General features: G+C 67.2%; 18 protein-coding genes and 1 pseudogene. 10 read left to right on the top strand and 9 right to left on the bottom strand.

Features of this window, described 5'->3' with window-relative positions; translation table 11 throughout:
• Positions 1 to 20 precede the first annotated feature (20 nt).
• Positions 21 to 488 (bottom strand): tyrosine-type recombinase/integrase, encoded by a 468-nt coding sequence (locus AB0H88_RS37510; protein ID WP_357653423.1) that lies wholly within the window; start codon positions 486 to 488, stop codon positions 21 to 23.
• Between the two features lie 327 nt (positions 489 to 815).
• Positions 816 to 1,541 (bottom strand): dienelactone hydrolase family protein, encoded by a 726-nt coding sequence (locus tag AB0H88_RS37505; protein WP_357653044.1) that lies wholly within the window; start codon positions 1,539 to 1,541, stop codon positions 816 to 818.
• A 418-nt stretch (positions 1,542 to 1,959) separates the two neighbouring features.
• On the opposite strand from AB0H88_RS37505, the gene AB0H88_RS37500 reads away from it, so the two are divergent.
• Positions 1,960 to 2,628, top strand: coding sequence for a hypothetical protein (locus AB0H88_RS37500; RefSeq protein WP_357653042.1), 669 nt, complete (start codon positions 1,960 to 1,962; stop codon positions 2,626 to 2,628).
• Between the two features lie 301 nt (positions 2,629 to 2,929).
• On the opposite strand, the gene AB0H88_RS37495 is transcribed toward AB0H88_RS37500, so the two are convergent.
• A complete protein-coding gene (locus tag AB0H88_RS37495) occupies positions 2,930 to 3,244 on the bottom strand; it encodes a tyrosine-type recombinase/integrase (protein ID WP_357653040.1) in 315 nt (104 codons plus the stop codon).
• Between AB0H88_RS37495 and AB0H88_RS37490 the strand changes: the two genes are divergently transcribed.
• Positions 3,155 to 3,463 carry a hypothetical protein gene (locus AB0H88_RS37490; protein WP_357653427.1) on the top strand — a complete coding sequence of 103 codons (309 nt, stop codon included), beginning with the start codon at positions 3,155 to 3,157 and terminating at the stop codon, positions 3,461 to 3,463. The genes AB0H88_RS37495 and AB0H88_RS37490 overlap by 90 nt on opposite strands.
• Before the next feature lie 117 nt (positions 3,464 to 3,580).
• On the opposite strand, the gene AB0H88_RS37485 is transcribed toward AB0H88_RS37490, so the two are convergent.
• A complete protein-coding gene (locus tag AB0H88_RS37485; RefSeq protein ID WP_357653038.1) occupies positions 3,581 to 4,030 on the bottom strand; it encodes a hypothetical protein in 450 nt (149 codons plus the stop codon).
• 166 nt (positions 4,031 to 4,196) lie between these two features.
• Between AB0H88_RS37485 and AB0H88_RS37480 the strand changes: the two genes are divergently transcribed.
• From AB0H88_RS37480 to AB0H88_RS37470, 3 genes are all read left to right on the top strand, one after another.
• Entirely contained in the window at positions 4,197 to 5,243 is a 1,047-nt protein-coding gene (locus AB0H88_RS37480; RefSeq protein ID WP_357653036.1) for a transposase, read from the top strand.
• A 71-nt stretch (positions 5,244 to 5,314) separates the two neighbouring features.
• The gene (locus AB0H88_RS37475; protein ID WP_357653034.1) at positions 5,315 to 6,244 is read left to right on the top strand and encodes a hypothetical protein; all 930 of its coding nucleotides are present in this window, start codon (positions 5,315 to 5,317) and stop codon (positions 6,242 to 6,244) included.
• Positions 6,237 to 7,133, top strand: coding sequence for an MBL fold metallo-hydrolase (locus tag AB0H88_RS37470; RefSeq protein WP_357653032.1), 897 nt, complete (start codon positions 6,237 to 6,239; stop codon positions 7,131 to 7,133). Before AB0H88_RS37475 ends, AB0H88_RS37470 begins: the two co-directional genes overlap by 8 nt.
• Here AB0H88_RS37470 and AB0H88_RS37465 read toward each other — a convergent pair.
• Positions 7,127 to 7,294: a hypothetical protein gene (locus AB0H88_RS37465; RefSeq protein WP_357653030.1), complete on the bottom strand. Its 168-nt coding sequence runs from the start codon at positions 7,292 to 7,294 to the stop codon at positions 7,127 to 7,129. The two genes, AB0H88_RS37470 and AB0H88_RS37465, sit on opposite strands and share 7 nt — an antisense overlap.
• Before the next feature lie 458 nt (positions 7,295 to 7,752).
• Between AB0H88_RS37465 and AB0H88_RS37460 the strand changes: the two genes are divergently transcribed.
• Together AB0H88_RS37460 and AB0H88_RS37455 are read left to right on the top strand one after the other, a co-directional pair.
• Positions 7,753 to 8,325, top strand: a complete 573-nt coding sequence (locus tag AB0H88_RS37460) for an RNA polymerase sigma factor (protein ID WP_357653028.1) — start codon at positions 7,753 to 7,755, stop codon at positions 8,323 to 8,325.
• Complete coding sequence (locus AB0H88_RS37455) at positions 8,322 to 9,350, top strand: CU044_5270 family protein (RefSeq protein ID WP_357653026.1); 1,029 nt, start codon at positions 8,322 to 8,324, stop codon at positions 9,348 to 9,350. The genes AB0H88_RS37460 and AB0H88_RS37455 overlap by 4 nt, the downstream gene beginning before the upstream one ends.
• Before the next feature lie 211 nt (positions 9,351 to 9,561).
• Here the strand turns inward: AB0H88_RS37455 and AB0H88_RS37450 are convergent, their stop codons facing one another.
• Both AB0H88_RS37450 and AB0H88_RS37445 read right to left on the bottom strand, forming a co-directional pair.
• Positions 9,562 to 10,137 (bottom strand): dihydrofolate reductase family protein, encoded by a 576-nt coding sequence (locus AB0H88_RS37450; RefSeq protein WP_357653024.1) that lies wholly within the window; start codon positions 10,135 to 10,137, stop codon positions 9,562 to 9,564.
• Between the two features lie 235 nt (positions 10,138 to 10,372).
• Positions 10,373 to 10,573, bottom strand: a complete 201-nt coding sequence (locus tag AB0H88_RS37445) for a metalloregulator ArsR/SmtB family transcription factor (protein ID WP_357653022.1) — start codon at positions 10,571 to 10,573, stop codon at positions 10,373 to 10,375.
• Positions 10,574 to 11,571: 998 nt separating this feature from the next.
• Here AB0H88_RS37445 and AB0H88_RS37440 point away from each other — a divergent pair.
• Positions 11,572 to 11,838 carry a hypothetical protein gene (locus AB0H88_RS37440; protein ID WP_219534557.1) on the top strand — a complete coding sequence of 89 codons (267 nt, stop codon included), beginning with the start codon at positions 11,572 to 11,574 and terminating at the stop codon, positions 11,836 to 11,838.
• 81 nt (positions 11,839 to 11,919) lie between these two features.
• Here the strand turns inward: AB0H88_RS37440 and AB0H88_RS37435 are convergent, their stop codons facing one another.
• Positions 11,920 to 13,131, bottom strand: a complete 1,212-nt coding sequence (locus tag AB0H88_RS37435) for an MFS transporter (protein ID WP_357653020.1) — start codon at positions 13,129 to 13,131, stop codon at positions 11,920 to 11,922.
• A 115-nt stretch (positions 13,132 to 13,246) separates the two neighbouring features.
• A complete protein-coding gene (locus AB0H88_RS37430; RefSeq protein ID WP_357653018.1) occupies positions 13,247 to 13,888 on the bottom strand; it encodes a TetR/AcrR family transcriptional regulator in 642 nt (213 codons plus the stop codon).
• A 74-nt stretch (positions 13,889 to 13,962) separates the two neighbouring features.
• Between AB0H88_RS37430 and AB0H88_RS37425 the strand changes: the two genes are divergently transcribed.
• Entirely contained in the window at positions 13,963 to 14,646 is a 684-nt protein-coding gene (locus AB0H88_RS37425) for a carboxymuconolactone decarboxylase family protein (RefSeq protein ID WP_357653016.1), read from the top strand.
• Positions 14,647 to 15,017: 371 nt separating this feature from the next.
• A pseudogene (locus AB0H88_RS37420) lies at positions 15,018 to 15,310 on the top strand (ABC transporter permease); the annotation flags it as partial.

Raw genomic sequence — 15,310 nt, 5'->3', positions numbered from 1 at the left:
ACCTCCGGCCGCACACAGCATCAAGGCCCGTTACCAGGGAAAACCTGGAACGGGCCTTTGTGTTTGTCCTGACAATCTCGGGATCTTGCTAACACCTCTGCTAACAGGGCCCTCACTCGTTGATCGCTTGGGCGAAGACGTCGGCTGCGGAGGCTTCTGCTGCGCGGATCACGTGGGCGTAGACCCGGAGAGTGAGTGATTGAGGGGCCGGCGTGGCCGAGCCGGGCCGCGACGATGTGGACGGGAACGCCCGCCAGGAGCAGGGTCGTCGCGTGAATGTGGCGGAGATCGTGGAGGCGAGCTCTGGGCAGTGGGGTGTTCGGATTCTGAGCGTTGTTGCGCTTGATCAGGATCGGGAACAGTGAGCTGACGGTGTCCGGGTGGACCGGCTCACCCCAGCCGGTCGTGAACACGTACACGCGGCCAAGGGCATCGGGGCGATCGACGCCGAGGCCCTCCTTCCCCGGACCCCGACACCGAGTAACCATGGCTGAGGCGACAGCAGCGCTGACAGCAACGTCCTCACACGGCGACACATCCGCGCCACCGTCCACACGCCCCTGACTACGGTCTCCATCAGCCGAGCAGGGTGATTGCTCCGCCTGAAATGCGGAAGGTCGGCGGTTCGACCGCCCCTGACCACCTCATCTGACCAGCCAAGATGCCCCGAAGCGTTACCGCCTTGCCCAAACCCGAGCCGGCGCCGAACAAGTCAGCTGACCACACTCACAGGGGTGGGACCGGAATACGCCAGAAACCTGCCGTGGTGACCGGTAAGCGCTGGTCAGCGGGTGGCCGAGCTTGGACTGACCAGATCACTCCGTCACGGGCAGGCACTCGGCGAGCAGGTCGACGACGTCGCGCCAGGCTCGCTGCGCGTGCCGTGGGTGGTAGCCGACGCCGGGGACCACGGTGTGGTCGACCGGCGGGTGGTGGAAGGCGTGCAAGGCGCCGCCGTAGACCACGAGGCGCCAGTCGACGCCCGCGGCCTGCATCTCGGCGGTGAACGCGTCCCGTTGCGCGGGCGGCATGATCGGGTCTTCCGACCCGACCCCGGCCCACACCGGGCAGCGAATGCGCGCCGCCTCGCCCGGTCGGCCCGTCGTCAGTGCGTTTACTGTCCCGATCGCGCGGAGGTCGACGCCGTCGCGCCCGAGCTCCAGCCCGATGGCGCCCCCGGTGCCGTAGCCGACGGCGGCGATCCGGTCGGGGTCGGTCCGCGGTTCGGCGCGCAGCACGTCGAGCGCCGCGTGGCCGATGCCCCGCATCCGGTCGGGGTCGGCGAGCAGCGGCATGCAACGGGCCAGCATCTCCTCGGGGTCGGTGAGCAAGCGCCCGCCGTGGAGGTCGAAGGCCAGCGCCACATATCCCAGCTCGGCGAGCGCGTCGGCTCGGCGGCGCTCCACGTCGCTGAGCCCTGGGCCCTCTGGTCCGAGCAACACCGCGGGGCGGCGCCCGGTGCCGGAGGGCAGCGCAAGGTGCCCGATCATCGTCAGGCCGTCGGCGGGGTACTCGACCGTGCGGGTTGTCACTGTCGTCATGAGACTGGACTGTAGTGATCGTCGAGTCCGGTCGGGCCGGTGTTCACCGCTGGCAGAGTTCACCGCTGGCAGAACAGCGCGGGTGTGCCTCTGAAATGCGGCGATGGCTCACAAGCTCCGTCACAAACCCCGTTCTCGCGGCAGCGTTATCGGATCATCTGCCCTGGCCACGGTGCTGGAGACTGACCTCGCGGCAGGTTTCTGGCATATTCCGGCCCACCCCTCACACAGCGTCACGAGAGCCATGCCCCAGACCCACGGGCATGGCTCTCGTTTTCACCAACACTCAAGGCAGTTGATCAGTACGTGGCTCTCAAACCGACCGACACAAGGCTCTCGGATCCACCCTCATAGCCATAGTCCCATGCTGTTCGGAAGGACACAGAGGATGTCGCTGGCATCCGATTGGATGAGGCTCATGACTGCTCACGATGTGGCCCGGCTGCTGCCTGATATCCCGGTGCTTCGTGATCTGTGCCGGTCCATGGCGGTGCTGGAGGCCATCCTGAGTCCGGACTGGTCCAGCCGCTACCACTCCTACGACGCCGGCTGGGGGCCTGGGGAGGAGATGGCCTCGATGAGCAACGGCTCGGGGGACGAATACTCGATCGTCTTCTCCGCGGCGGGTGCGTACATCCGCGGCTTCGCCCACGAGGCGGTGATGAGCCCGTACGGCAACGACGGGCCGTGGCCGGGGCTGCTCGACTCCGTCCCTGAGGTGTTCCGCCGGTGTATGCGGGAGGCGGCGTTCTGCGACGAGGACGGCATGCCGGTCGTGACCGCCTGCTTGTGGCGCGCGGTCGGTGATGGCTGTTGGCGGGTGGGTGAGATCGACTACCCGGACGGCGTCACCGATCCCGATGGGGCGGCGTATCTGTTCGCGCGGCTGGTCGATCCGTCTCCGGAGGCGTTCCAGCGGTTCGCGGAGGACTACTACGAGGTGCCCGTGGATCTCGATGCGGTGCGGCACGTCTATGCCCTTCGGCCGCTGACGCAGACGATGGTCGCCGCGCTGAACGCCGACCTTTCCCTGCATGACCTCGCCGACGATCTTGTGGCAGCCCGATATCCGTCCGTTGCCGGCTGAGAAACCAGGAAGGTCAACACGACTCTTTTCCTGCGCGAGCTGGGTGGCAGCAGCGCTGAGGCGCGTCGGCAGCGTGCTGTACAGCAGCGCGTACAGCAACCCCGCCTCACGCGATCTCATGGCTTCGACCTCTATCCACCGCCTCAGCAGGGCAGCAGCGCGCGAACGAGGCGTCTGCCCTTCCCTACGGATCAGAAGGTTGGGGTTTCGAGTACCTCCGGCCGCACACAGCATCAAGGCCCGTTACCAGGGAAAACCTGGAGCAGGCCTTTGTGTTTGTCAGGACAATCTCGCGATCTTGCTAACACCGAGGCGTGCTCACTCGTTGATCGCCTGGGCGAAGATCTCCGCCGCCGACGCTTCCGCTGCACGGATCACGTGGGCATAGACCCGAAGAGTGATTGAGGGGGTCTGCGTGGCCGAGCCGGGCCGCGACGACGTGGACCGGGACGCCCGCCAGGAGCAGGGTGGTCGCGTGGATGTGGCGGAGGTCGTGGAGTCGGGCATGGGGTAGCGGGTCCTTCGGGTGGTGGGCATTGTGGCGCTTGATCAGGATCGGGAAGAGCGAGCTGACGGTGTCCGGGTGGATCGGCTCGCCCCAGCCGGTCGTGAACACGTACGCGCCGGCGCCTCGCCACTCAGGGCGACCTTCAGCTTGTCCTCTGCCTGCATCTTTCGCTGGTTGCTGAGGACCTGGGCCGTCTGCTCGTCGATGCTGACGATGCGCTTCCGGCCGCTCTTCGTGGTGCCCTCGATGCGCTCGCCGTCGATGAAGGCCGCCGAGCCGGTGATGGTGAGTTGCTTGCCATCGCCGATTGGGAAGGATCATTCGTAGACGGTCGGTCGTAGCCGGACGTTACGGGACAGCGGGGCTCGATCGCGATCACGGAAAGTCCTGGTTATTGCTGCGATTACCAGGGCTTCTGCGTTACGCGGAGCCCGACGCCACCGGTCAGCTAGTGAACACGCTGCTGCGGCAGGTGGCCCACTGGCCGGTGCTGTCGGACATCTTCAGCTCGACGAAGACCTTCAGGCCCTCGCCCAGGCTGAGATCCTCGAAATCGGACGAACCGCCGTTGGCGGTGAGGTAGCGGCTTACCCTGATGTTGCCGTTGGTGGTCGTTCGGTAGAGCGCCGCGCTCGCCCTCGCCCCGCTGCCCCAGGCGTTGTTCAGCGAGACCGTCTCGCCCGCGGCCTTGAAGGTGGCAATGGCCTCATGGTCCGTCGCTCCCGATAGGTAGATGTTGACGTTGCCCGAGGATCCGCCGCTATCGCCGTCGTTCTGCCAGAACTCCTTCGCGCAGTCCCACTCAGGGGAGGCGGCCTGCGCGGACGATGGCGCAGACAGCCAGGCCAGGGACAGGACGGCGGCGGCCAGGGCGGCTATGGCGCTTCTCAACATGGTGGGCTTGCCTCTCCGATTCACGCGGTACGGCGTCACGTACTGCTGCCAGTCATCGGGACCTGACGGTAGCTCCCGGCGATATAGATCGGCTTCACGGCCGCTTCAGGCCAGCGGCGGACGCGGACGGTGGGGAGGAGCCGGACTCAACCACGGCCGGATCGACGTGGAACGGTTGCGTGAAGTGCTGGCCGAACTGCCGTTACCGCGCTGGCCGGACGGGCGGATCGTCCTGGCGGTGGATGTGTCCCCGTGGCTGCGCTCGGACGCGCCCTGCTCGGCCGAACGCCTGTTCTGCCACGTCTATGGCCGGGCCAAGAGCGCCTCGCAGTTCATCCCGGGCTGGCCGTACTCGTTCGTGGCGGCGTTGGAGATGGGCCGCAGTTCGTGGACGGCGCTGCTGGATGTGGTGCGGCTGGGGCCGGCCGACGACGCCACCGCCATCACCGCCATCACCGCCGCCCAGTTACGCGGCGTGGTCGAGCGCCTGATCGCCGCCGGGCAGTGGAGCAGCGGCGACCCGGACATGCTCATCGTGACCGACGCCGGTTACGACATCACCCGCCCGGCCTACGTCCTGCGCGACCTGCCCGTCGAACTGCTGGGGCGAATCCGTTCTGACCGGGTGTTGCGCCTGCCCGCTCCACCACGGCTGCCGGGTACCAATGGGCGTCCGCCCAAGCACGGCGGAGAGTTCAGAGTTCACCCTGGCCGACCCTGCCACCTGGTCCGAAGCAGCGGTGAGCACCGCGACCGACACCACCCACTACAGCAAGGCCGAGGCGCGCGCCTGGGACCGGCTTCATCCTCGGCTGACACACCGCGCGGCCTGGCTCGATCACGCCGAGACCTGTACGCCGACTGGCCCGCGAAGGCCCGAGGCGTCGTGGCGACCCTGCGCATGGCCTCCGGCCGCCATCCGGACGACCCGCTACTGACCGCGCTGGTCGGAGAACTGACGGTCAAGAGCCCGGAGTTCGCCACGATGTGGGCCGACCACCGCGTCAAGACCGGCGGCGACACGGCCTACGAGATGCGACACCCGCTGGTGGGCGCCATGCGGGTGACCCAGCAGACCCTGTGGACCACCGATGACCAGGCGGTGGTCGTCGCCACCACCGAACCCGGCTCGCCCTCGCACTCCGCGATGACGCTGCTCGTCCACAGCGTGCTGGCAGGACAGGCGTCGCGGCGTACCCGAATCTCCAACTGACCCCGCACATTCCCCAGGCGCTCCGGCCGGAGCGCCCGATGCCGCACGCCCTCATTCAGACAGGACCAGGTATGCGCACCAGATTGCTCACCCTCGCAATCGCCGTCGGAATCGGCCTGACGACCGTATCCCCATCGAACGCGGCGACGTCCCGGATAGCAGTGCATTTCGACCTGACGAAGGGCCAGCAGCCGGAGAACATCGCCCTCTCCCCGGACGGAACGGCCTATGTCACCTTCGCCACCGCCCGCCAGGTCGCCGAGATCAGCCCCAAAGGCACGATCCGGATCTTGGCGACCCTCCCTGCCCCGGCTGAAGGCGGTGCACCGGCCCTCGGGTTCGCCCTGACCGCCGGCATCGTCCGCACCGCCGACGGCACGCTCTATTTCCTGTACGCCAGCGGCGACCCCGCGACCACCGGCCTTTACCGGCTGCGTCCAGGGGGGAAACCTCAGCGCATCGCCGCGCTCCCAGCGAACGGCCTGCCCAACGGCCTGGCCTACGACGAACCGGCGAAGACCTTCTACCTCACTGACTCGGTCCTCGGCTCCATCTCCACGGTGCCCCTGCACGGCGGCCACGCCCGGGTCTGGTCGTCGGCACCGGAACTCGCCGCGGCCGGATTCCTCGGCGCCAACGGCATCAAGGTACGGCACGGCGCGATCTGGGCCACGAATCTCGACCGGGGGACCCTGCTTCGAATTCCGATCAGACAGCGCCGCCCCGGACCTGTACAGGTCAAGGCCACTGGCCTGGTCGGCATCGATGACATCGCCTTCACCGGCGACGGGGACGACCAGGTCATCGCGGCCCTCAACGCCCCGAACAAGGTGGTGCGCATCGACACGGACGGCCGTGCCGTGACCCTTCTCACCGCCGAACTTCAGAACCCCACCTCGGTGGCGGTACGCGACCGGACCCTCTACGTGCTCAACGCCGCCTACCTCACCGCCACCGACCCCAACCTGACCCTGGCCACCATTGGAGAATCCCATGCATGAGATCAAGCTCGGCGACGTCACCGTCACCCGCGTCGAGGAGACCCACGGCCCGATCATGCCGACCCGGGACTTCTTCCCGACCATGCCGGAGGAAGCCTGGAGGGAGCACCGCGACCTGCTCGTCCCGGATCACCTGAGCGCCGACGACGACCTGGTGCACGTCGCCATGCAGACCTGGGTGCTGCGCAGCGAGGGCAGTACCATCCTGATCGACACTGGGATCGGCAACGGCAAGAACCGCCCCGCGGTCGAACCCTGGCACCGGCAGCAACTGGACTATCTCGGTCGGCTCGCGGTGGCCGGAGTCCGGCCCGAGGACGTCGACCTGGTCGTCAACACTCATCTCCATCTCGACCACGTCGGCTGGAACACCCGTCTGGTCGACGACGAGTGGGTGCCGACCTTCCCGAACGCCACGTATCTGATGCCGGCCGCCGACTTCCACCACTGGAATCCGGACAACAATCCGGGCATCCCCGGCAGCATTAACGAGTACGCCTTCGAGGACAGCATCGCCCCGGTGCACGCGGCCGGACAGGTGCACCTGTGGGAGGACTCTCACGTCATCGACGGCAACCTGCGTCTGGAGGCCGCTCCCGGACACACACCCGGCCACGCGGTGATCAAGCTGGAATCCGGCGGCGACCGGGCATTGTTCGCTGCCGACATCATCCACACGCCGCTGCAACTGCGTCACCACCACCACGGCAGTTGCTTCTGCGAGGACCCGGTCCAGGCCCGCGCGACCAGGCGCCGCCTGCTCGACTGGGCCGCCGACACCATCGCGCTGGTCCTGCCCGCCCACTTCAGCGGCCGATCCGCGCTGGAGATCGAGCGGCGCGCCGAGTCCTACACCGTCAGGGAGTGGGCGCCCTTCAGCCGCTACTGACCGCGCCGTCCGTCCGGCAGGACGACGAGGCTGACGATGCGGCGAGTGCGGCCCTCACTCTTGGCCTGACCGACCCGGGTGACGACCACCCGCTCGATCTCCTCGATCATCGTGGCGAACTCGAGGTAGATCGGGCAGACGGCCGTCTGACGATGAACCACGCCGTCCGCATGGCGGGCGGGGCCTTGGCCGGGGCGGTGTACAGGAGCCGGGTATAGCGACGCCGCCATGCACGATCATGCGCGCGGCTGCGCTGACGTCGGCCACGCAGGCAAGGCTCAGGCCGCCGTAATAGAAGTCTCCCAGCGCGGGGATCAGACGTTCGTGATGCTCAACACGATCCTAGAGGCGGTGGCCCACGTCCGGCGATGAGCGGTCCCGGGGCGGCAGTGTGGCCGCCCGGGACCTTTCCGACGACGGCCTCACCGAGTTTCTCCAGGTCCGCAACTTGCTGCTGGGAATCGCATGCCGGATCGTCGCGTCCACGGACGCCGAGTACGCCCAGAGCACTTCGGGCACTTCTGGCCGAGTTCGAGGGAGATCGGTGGGAACTGGAGGGCTGGTGCGGGTGAGTTAGGGGTGAAGGGTGCGAACGCGCCCTGCGGAAGGACTTCCCCCTATGAGAGGACTCACCCCAGTGGCGGCCATCACCGACGCCGCCCTCATCGAGGAGTCGCTGGCCGACCCCGAACGCTTTGCGAGCCTCTTCGACAGGTACGCGGATGAGATCCATCGATATGCCACCAGGCGCCTCGGCCAGGAGAACTTCTCCACGGCCGACGACGTGACGGCGGAGACGTTCCTGGCGGCGTTCCGTAAGCGTTCCCGCTACGACCTGTCCAGACCGGACGCCGCGCCCTGGTTGTACGGCATCGCCTCCAACCTGATCGCCAAGCACCGCCGTACCGAGCTGCGTAAGCTGCGCGCTCTGGCCAGGGTTCCGAGTCACGACGACAACCCTTTCGAACAGCGCAGCATTGACCGGATCGACGCCCAGCGGCTCGGTCCCCGCCTGGCCGATGCGCTGGCGAGGCTCTCTTCGGCGGAACGTGAGCTGCTCTTCCTGGTCACGTGGGCCGAGCTGTCCTATGAGCAGGCGGCTCAGGCGTTCGACATCCCGGTGGGCACCGTCCGTTCCCGCTTGTCCCGGGTCCGGGCCAAGATTCGCAACGTCCTGGAGGACATCCGATGAACGAGTTCGACCTGATCAACGAGGTCCGGCCCGAAGTGGCGCCCTACGACCCCGGCACCAAGGCCATGGCCAGGGATCGGCTTCTCACGGCCGGCAGGTCCCGCTGGTCTTGGCGCAAGCCGTACACCTTCGCCGTCGCCGGAGGGCTGGCGCTGGCCGTTGGCTTGGTCATGGTGAAGGTCCCGCCCGCCTCGAACCCGCCTCACGAGATGAAGCTGCTGTCGGCCGCCGAAGTACTCCACCGCGCGGCGAGGGCCGCTGATGACGAGATAGAGCCGCGCGACGACCAGTACATCGTGGTGAAAACCCTGCAGACCACCGACTACTCACTGGTGCCCTACGACAAGTCCCAGGAGCACTACTACTTGCGCTTCAAGGACACCGTCTGGCTGCGGGCGGGCGAAAGGCAGCGGGGGCAGTTCGCCGACGGGGTACACGAGCAGACGATCATTGAGCCCCTGGCCTATGCCGGCCAACCGATTCCGAAGTCCGCCTACAAGAAAATGGGAACCACGGTTAACCCCATCGTCTACTGCAAGGACGCCAAGAACGACTACCCGACGATCAAAAGCCTGCCGACCGACGTGGAGGGCATGCGCGCCCACCTTGACGCCATGTGGAAGCCCAAGGCGGAAAAGCTGACACCGTTCCTCGCTTACCTCGCCGCCCGCCGGTTGCTGTGGCAGACGTACTTGCCGGCCGCGCAGCGCAGTGCGCTGTACCAGGCCCTGAGTACGTTCCCCGGCATCACCATCGATGAGGAGGTGCAGGATGCCGCAGGCCGCAAGGGCGTAGGTGTGGGCTTCGTGAGCCCGGACGGGGTGCGCTGGGAACTGATCTTCGACAGGGACACCTACGCGCTGCTCGGCGACCGGAGCGTGGTGGTCGACGCCAAGGCGGCCAAGGCGCCGGCCGGCGCCCTGGTGGCTGCCACTGCGCAACTCGAGATCTCGGTCGCCGACTCGGCGCCCAAGATCAAGGTTGACGACAAGTTCAAGGGCGGAAAATGGTGCACTGCCACCTAGTCCCGACGATCGCTGGGATGAGAACGCGCTTTCACGCCCAAGCGCGGTCCGACGTCCCGCGTCCGCTGGCCGAGATCCGTCGCCTACGTGCTTTGCCGGGTCTTCATGATCGAGGGTGTAACCGGGATCTGAATCCGCCGGTCTCGAGCAGTGACCGGGCGGCTCAGCCGGTGAGGTTGCGGAAGCTCAGGGCGGAGCGCCCCGTCGCCGATCAACTGTGTCGGGTCGGCCGATAGGTCAGCACCTGCGTGTGGCCGTCGAAGGTCCGGGCCTGGAGCAGTTCGAGGTCGAAGTCGTCCGCACCGTCGAAGATCCGGTCCACGCCGGTCGTCCCGGAGATCACGGGGAAGACCGTCACCTCGATGGTGTCGATCAGGCCGGCGTTCAGCAGTGCCCGGTTGAGCGTCAGGCTGCCGTGGGAGCGCAGCGGCACATCGGATTCGGCCTTGAGGCGCGTGACCACCTCGACGGGATCGCCGGACTCGATGGTCGTGTCCGGCCACTCGAGCGGCTCGGTCAGCCGGCTGGAGAGCACCGTGACCGGGGAGTCGAACATGCGCGTGATCCACCCGTCGAACAGGCTGCGGTCGAAGCCTGGGTTAAGGAACGGAGCGTTCGAGGAGTAGGTCTTGGCCCCGAGTACCATGCGCAGCGGGTCGCGGTAGGCAGCGGCGCGATAGGCGAGGAATTCGGGGCCCTGCTTGCCCCAGTAGCCGCCCCAGTCGCCGTTGTGGTTGGCGAAGCCGTCGAGCGTGGAGAAGATGTCGAAGGTGTACGTGGCGGTCATGGTGTCTCCTTGCGGGAAGTCGGTCGCGCGCCCCTTGTGGCGACCTCACCCCTGCTACGAACACCACCGCCCCGATCCGACACGCGTCCCGGATTTCTTTCACGACTTTCCGGGCTCATCCGATCCGAGTGTGTAGTTGTGGTCTGAACCCGCCGGCCTCGAGTAGTGATCTTGCGATGTAGTTGGCGAGGTTGCGGGCATCGCTCGGTTCACGACGCTGGGCAGGCGGGTTGCCTCACGCTTCTTCCCCGTCGCGGCGCTCGGTGACCAGGCCGGCGCCCTTGAGGATTCCGAGGTGACGGGAGATGGACGGCCCGCTGATGGAGAACCGGCTGGTGATCTGCCCGGCCGAGAGCTCGCCGTCACGCAGGTCTTCGAGGATCTGGCGCCGGGTGGGAACTGCAGCGGCCCAGCCGTCACCGCACAGCCGAACCATGCGGCGAGTGGCAGTACGACGAACCGTTCACGCCCACCGGGCATCCTGCTCGCGATCACCGCAGCGAGCACGACCGAAGCCGCGGGATACCAGGTGGCGCTGGTGAGATCGCGATACCAGCCCGGGCCGTCGTAGGGGTGATAGTCGACCCACTGCGTCATCCCGAACGCCTTGCCCGCGACGATCTGCCCGCAGGAGAGCACCGCGGCGATCAACGCGGCGACACCCATCGGGAGTACGGCGGGCTTCACTTCGCCGGCCTTTCCTCTGGGCAGCCCCTGGGCCGCGATCAGGTAGGCGAGGACAGCTCCCAACACCCAGCCCGGCCAGCCCGCCATCGCGTCGGCGAAGCCCGTCTCGTCGAGGAGGTCCTGCGCGAAGAGTTCGCCGATCAGGACTGCTGACGCGCTGCCGTATAGGGTCGCCAGCGCCGCCATCGAGGGCTGCCTTCGCAGAAGGAAGCCCGCCGCCAGGCCAGTCAGCACGCCAGCGGGTTCGAGGCTACCGATCGTTGCCAGGAGCGCGGACAGGCTTGGCGCGACGAACAACGCCACAATTACCGCCAAGATGATGACTCGCACGTTCGACATCGACCCATAAGATCATGACATGTACGTGTTCTGGATTGTTTCCAGGCATGCTGCCGAGTCCCTCGGGTGACAAAAATGAGTGACGACAGCGACCGGTACAGCAACGCCGTCATACGGGTTCATGCGTATGACAGGCCGTCGAGCGCAAGGAGCCCTGGACTACATGCAGCCCGGCGGCGCCCACTGTCGAGGAAGTCCCGAGCCGCTCTGCGATCACATTCGATGAATGGGTACTCGACCACGCACGCGACTTCCGGTGAGATGAACCGTGGACGGCAGAGCAATCGCCGGACCCTCTCAACCGTTTGGAGGAGAGGCGCGTCCAATGCGTTGAACGAATTTGCGCTGTCTGGGTCGCTGGGGCATGCCCATGATCCCTTGTGGGATCCAGCGGAGAGGGGAGTAGGCATGGGGATCTTCAAGCAGGCCACGAACGACGCATTGGCGGCCAGTGCCCGAAACGCCGCAGCTGAGGGACGTACGGTGTTCACGGCTCAGATCATCAGTGAGATCGGGCATCTCAACGTTTCCGGTGAGATCGAGAAGCTCGGCCGTGGCATCGAGGTAGTTGAAGCCCAGGGGTGGAAGCTCGACACCGTGAACACCCTAAAAGTAGACAAGATGACTGGGGATCGTCCCCTTTTCGTGTGCGTGTTTCGTCGTCACCAATGGTGAGGTGATAGGCGACGCGCCGCCTGATTCTGCTGACCGCTCGGTGGCCTGGTGCGCTTCAGCCAGGCGCGACCAGTCGCCTGGTCAGGGCCGGCCGGCGGTGATGAGGCGGCCACGCCCGGTGCGCGCGGTGACCACCATCACGGCGAGGCCGAGCGCCACGACCGCGGCGCCCACGTACAGCGGCGCGGTGTAACCCAGGCCCGCGCTGATCGCGAGGCCGCCGAGCCAGGCGCCCAGGGCGTTGCCCACGTTGGAGGCCGCGACGTTGGCGCTGGCGGCGAGTGGCGCGCCGCCCGCGGCGTCCGTGACGCGGGTGATCATGCCGGGGACGCTGGCGAACCCGAAGACGCCCATCAGGAAGACCAGGACCACTGACGCGACCCGCCCGTCGGCCAGCAGCCCGAACGCGGCGAGCGTGGCGGCGAGTCCGGCCAGGGACACGATCAGCGTGCGGTCGCGGTTGCGGTCGGCCGCCCGGCCACCGGCGACGTTGCCGATCACCAGGCCGCTGCCGTAGACGACGAGCAGCCAGGCGACGTCCGCGGTGGTGAAGCCGGTGACCTCGGTAAAGGTGTACGCGATGTAGCTGAACGCGCCGAACATGCCGCCGTAGCTGAGGGCGGTGGCGGCCAGGGTCAGCCAGACCTGCCAGGAGCGGAAGGCGCGCAGTTGAGGGCGCAGACCGGCCGGCCGGTGGGCCTCGTGCACGGCGCCCGCCCAGGCCGGGACCCATACGGCGATGGCCGCCAGGGCCAGCACGCCGATCCCGGTGATGGCCCAGAACGTGGCGCGCCAGCCCCAGTGTTCGCCGACCAGAGCGCCGAACGGTACGCCCAGCACGTTGGCGATCGTCAGCCCGGCGAACATCACGGCGACCGCCTGCGAGGCCCGCTCCGGCGGGACCATCCGGCGGGCGACGAGCGAGCCGATGCCGAAGAAGGAGCCGTGGCACAGGGCGGCGATGACGCGGCCGAGCAGCGCCACGGCGTAGCTGGGCGCGACGGCGGACAGCAGGTTGCCGAGGACGAACAACGCCACCAAAGCGACGAGGACGGCCTTGCGGTGGATGCGGGTGGTAGCGGCGGTCAGCAGGATCGCGCCGATCGCGACGCTCAGGGCATATCCCGAGATGAGCCATCCGGCCGCGGCCTCGGAAACGTCCAGGCTGTCGCTCACCTGGGGCAGTAAGCCCGCGATCACGAACTCGGTCAGGCCGATCCCGAAGCTGCCGAGCGCGAGCGCGACCAACCCGGCGGGCATCCGCTGCGCGTTCCTGTCCTGTCGGATGTTCACGCACAGATCATGGTGCTCGGTCGCCGAACACGACAAGGCGCCCCTCGTCGCTCCGCGAAGGCGACCAGATCGCGGGTCACCAAGCTCGACCGGGTTTCGGCCGCGGTCGTTCCGGTCAGCGGCCGATGGCGGGTGGGAGGCCGACAAGCTTGGCCAGGAAACGATCGACCTGCTCCTCCAGCGGCGGCCACGGCAGGTCGGGCTGATTGACCCGCATCGACACGGCCCCGTGAACCGCCGCCCTCAGGTCCAGTGAGACCACTGCGGCATCGTCGGCCGGGGCGAGCCCGGCGTCGATGCACCGCTGCACCGCGGCGGTGGTGCGCTCGGCCATCTCCTGCTTGAACGACATGGCCGCCCGCTGGTTGAGCGTGCTCTCGTGCAGCACCTTGTACAGGCCGGGGTGCCGTTGGACCCACCTGCCCAGCAGCAGGACGCGGGCACGCAGCTTCCCCGCCGGATCGGCGGCACCGGTCTCGGCCTGATCAACGGTCTCCAAGAGTTCGCGATGGAACCTCTCCAGAGCGGCCAGTACGAGCGCGTCCCGGTCGGCGAAGTGAATGTAGACAGAGGTTGCCGCGACGCCGACCTCCCGGGCCACCGCGCGCATGGACAGGGCCTGATCGTCGCCGTGTTCGTCCAGCAGTCGCAGGGCGGCGTCGACGATGTCCTCGCGCAGCCGCTCGCCCTGGCCGCGCGGGTTGCGGCCCCGCCTGCCGCCAGAAGGGCTGGCCGGAGCCGAGTGGGTCGTGTCCATGGTGGGCCATTGTAGGCGAACGACTTTAGCGCTACAGTCGTAACGCTACAGCTGTTCACATATGGAGGATTTCTATGAATCACCAGGTAAAGGCGCTGGACTCGGTGTTCGCCGAGATGAGCGCCGCCACTGACCGCCTGCTCTGGGACGAGAGCCCGGAGCTGACCACGCGCGAGAAGGTCCTGCTGTGCCTCACAGCCGACGTCTGCCAGCAGACCCTCGGCCTGCCCTTCCAACAGCATGTGACGATGGCGGCAGACTGCGGCCTGTCGGCCGACGACCTGCGCGAAGTGCTCCGCTTCGTCGCCTACGACAGCGGCTACCCCGCCGCTCTGGCGGCGCTCGCCCGCCTGGCCGACCTGGAGCGGGAGCACGCCCTGCCCGCCCCCACCGGCCAGGGCCACGAGGTGAACGCCAACGGCACGGGCAGCCCGATCCCCGAGCCGATGCGGCAGGCCGTGGCCGCCCTCGACGCACCGTTCGGCATCTACATGGATCTGCAGTCGCGGATGCGCGCCGACATGCGGTTGCTGTCGGTCCGTGAGCGCGCGTTCATCACGATGACCGTCGACGTGCTCTTCCAGACCCTGCAAGAGAGCTTCCGCGCCCACCTGACGCGCGCCCTCGCCGCCGGCGCCACAGCGGAGGAGGCCCGTGCCGTCGTACGGTTCTCCGCGCAGTTCGGCCTGACCAAGGCATGGCGCGCCATGCACGTGCTCGATGCCCTGCTCGCCGAACTCGGCGCCGCCCGGGTCTGATGTGAGAGGTTATGTCGCAGCTCAGGGGGAGGGCTGTACGGCAGCGCACCACCAGGGAGTTCCTTGATCTCAAGGGACTCCCTGAGTTGCTTCTAGGGGCCGGCTGTAGAGCAACGGCTGTAGAGCAACGGCTGTAGAGCAGCGGAACTGAGCGCGGAGACAAAGGTGCAACCGGTTGTAGTTCGTCGAAAATTTTAGCTGGGCGCCAGGTAGTCAGATAGGCACATGAGCTGGCAAAACATAGATCACGATATATCGGTAACGTCTACGTAACGCCTGCAAAGGGTTGACGAAACTTTTGGTGCACCTATAGGAAAGCGCTATCCGATCCCGCCGTGCCGGACGGCCAGGAATGAGGGACGCATGCGTCTATGTCCGATTCGATCGCGGTAACCCCTGAACGGGCGCTCGCTCCCCGGCGAGCCCACGCCAAGCCGCCGGGTGCGGGGCGCGCCCAGCGGGTGAACGCCCACAAGCGGCGAGAGGCCCGTACGGCCTACCTCTTCCTGGCGCCATGGTTCCTCGGCCTGTTCGTGATCACGGTCGGTCCGATCCTGGCGTCGCTCTATCTGTCGTTCACCGACTTCAACATGCTGGAAACAGCCAAGTGGATCGGGCTCGACAACTACGCGAAGATGTTCACCGAGGACACGCGGTTCCTCAC

Origin of the sequence: Nonomuraea sp. NPDC050680, assembly GCF_040654555.1 — a bacterium.
Classification (GTDB): Bacteria; Actinomycetota; Actinomycetes; order Streptosporangiales; family Streptosporangiaceae; genus Nonomuraea.
Note: the sequence above shows the minus strand (reverse complement) of the source record. Positions and strands in the feature narration are given on the sequence as shown.

Bases quoted from the DNA above. Each gene is read 5' to 3' on its own strand.
- AB0H88_RS37505 (WP_357653044.1), bottom strand. From the start codon at position 1,541: ATGACGACAGTGACAACCCGCACGGTCGAGTACCCCGCCGACGGCCTG.
- AB0H88_RS37440 (WP_219534557.1), top strand. From the start codon at position 11,572: ATGGGGATCTTCAAGCAGGCCACGAACGACGCATTGGCGGCCAGTGCC.
- AB0H88_RS37500 (WP_357653042.1), top strand. From the start codon at position 1,960: ATGACTGCTCACGATGTGGCCCGGCTGCTGCCTGATATCCCGGTGCTT.
- AB0H88_RS37425 (WP_357653016.1), top strand. From the start codon at position 13,963: ATGAATCACCAGGTAAAGGCGCTGGACTCGGTGTTCGCCGAGATGAGC.
- AB0H88_RS37455 (WP_357653026.1), top strand. From the start codon at position 8,322: ATGAACGAGTTCGACCTGATCAACGAGGTCCGGCCCGAAGTGGCGCCC.
- AB0H88_RS37485 (WP_357653038.1), bottom strand. From the start codon at position 4,030: ATGTTGAGAAGCGCCATAGCCGCCCTGGCCGCCGCCGTCCTGTCCCTG.
- AB0H88_RS37430 (WP_357653018.1), bottom strand. From the start codon at position 13,888: ATGGACACGACCCACTCGGCTCCGGCCAGCCCTTCTGGCGGCAGGCGG.
- AB0H88_RS37460 (WP_357653028.1), top strand. From the start codon at position 7,753: ATGAGAGGACTCACCCCAGTGGCGGCCATCACCGACGCCGCCCTCATC.
- AB0H88_RS37470 (WP_357653032.1), top strand. From the start codon at position 6,237: ATGCATGAGATCAAGCTCGGCGACGTCACCGTCACCCGCGTCGAGGAG.
- AB0H88_RS37475 (WP_357653034.1), top strand. From the start codon at position 5,315: ATGCGCACCAGATTGCTCACCCTCGCAATCGCCGTCGGAATCGGCCTG.
- AB0H88_RS37510 (WP_357653423.1), bottom strand. From the start codon at position 488: ATGGTTACTCGGTGTCGGGGTCCGGGGAAGGAGGGCCTCGGCGTCGAT.
- AB0H88_RS37445 (WP_357653022.1), bottom strand. From the start codon at position 10,573: ATGGTTCGGCTGTGCGGTGACGGCTGGGCCGCTGCAGTTCCCACCCGG.
- AB0H88_RS37450 (WP_357653024.1), bottom strand. From the start codon at position 10,137: ATGACCGCCACGTACACCTTCGACATCTTCTCCACGCTCGACGGCTTC.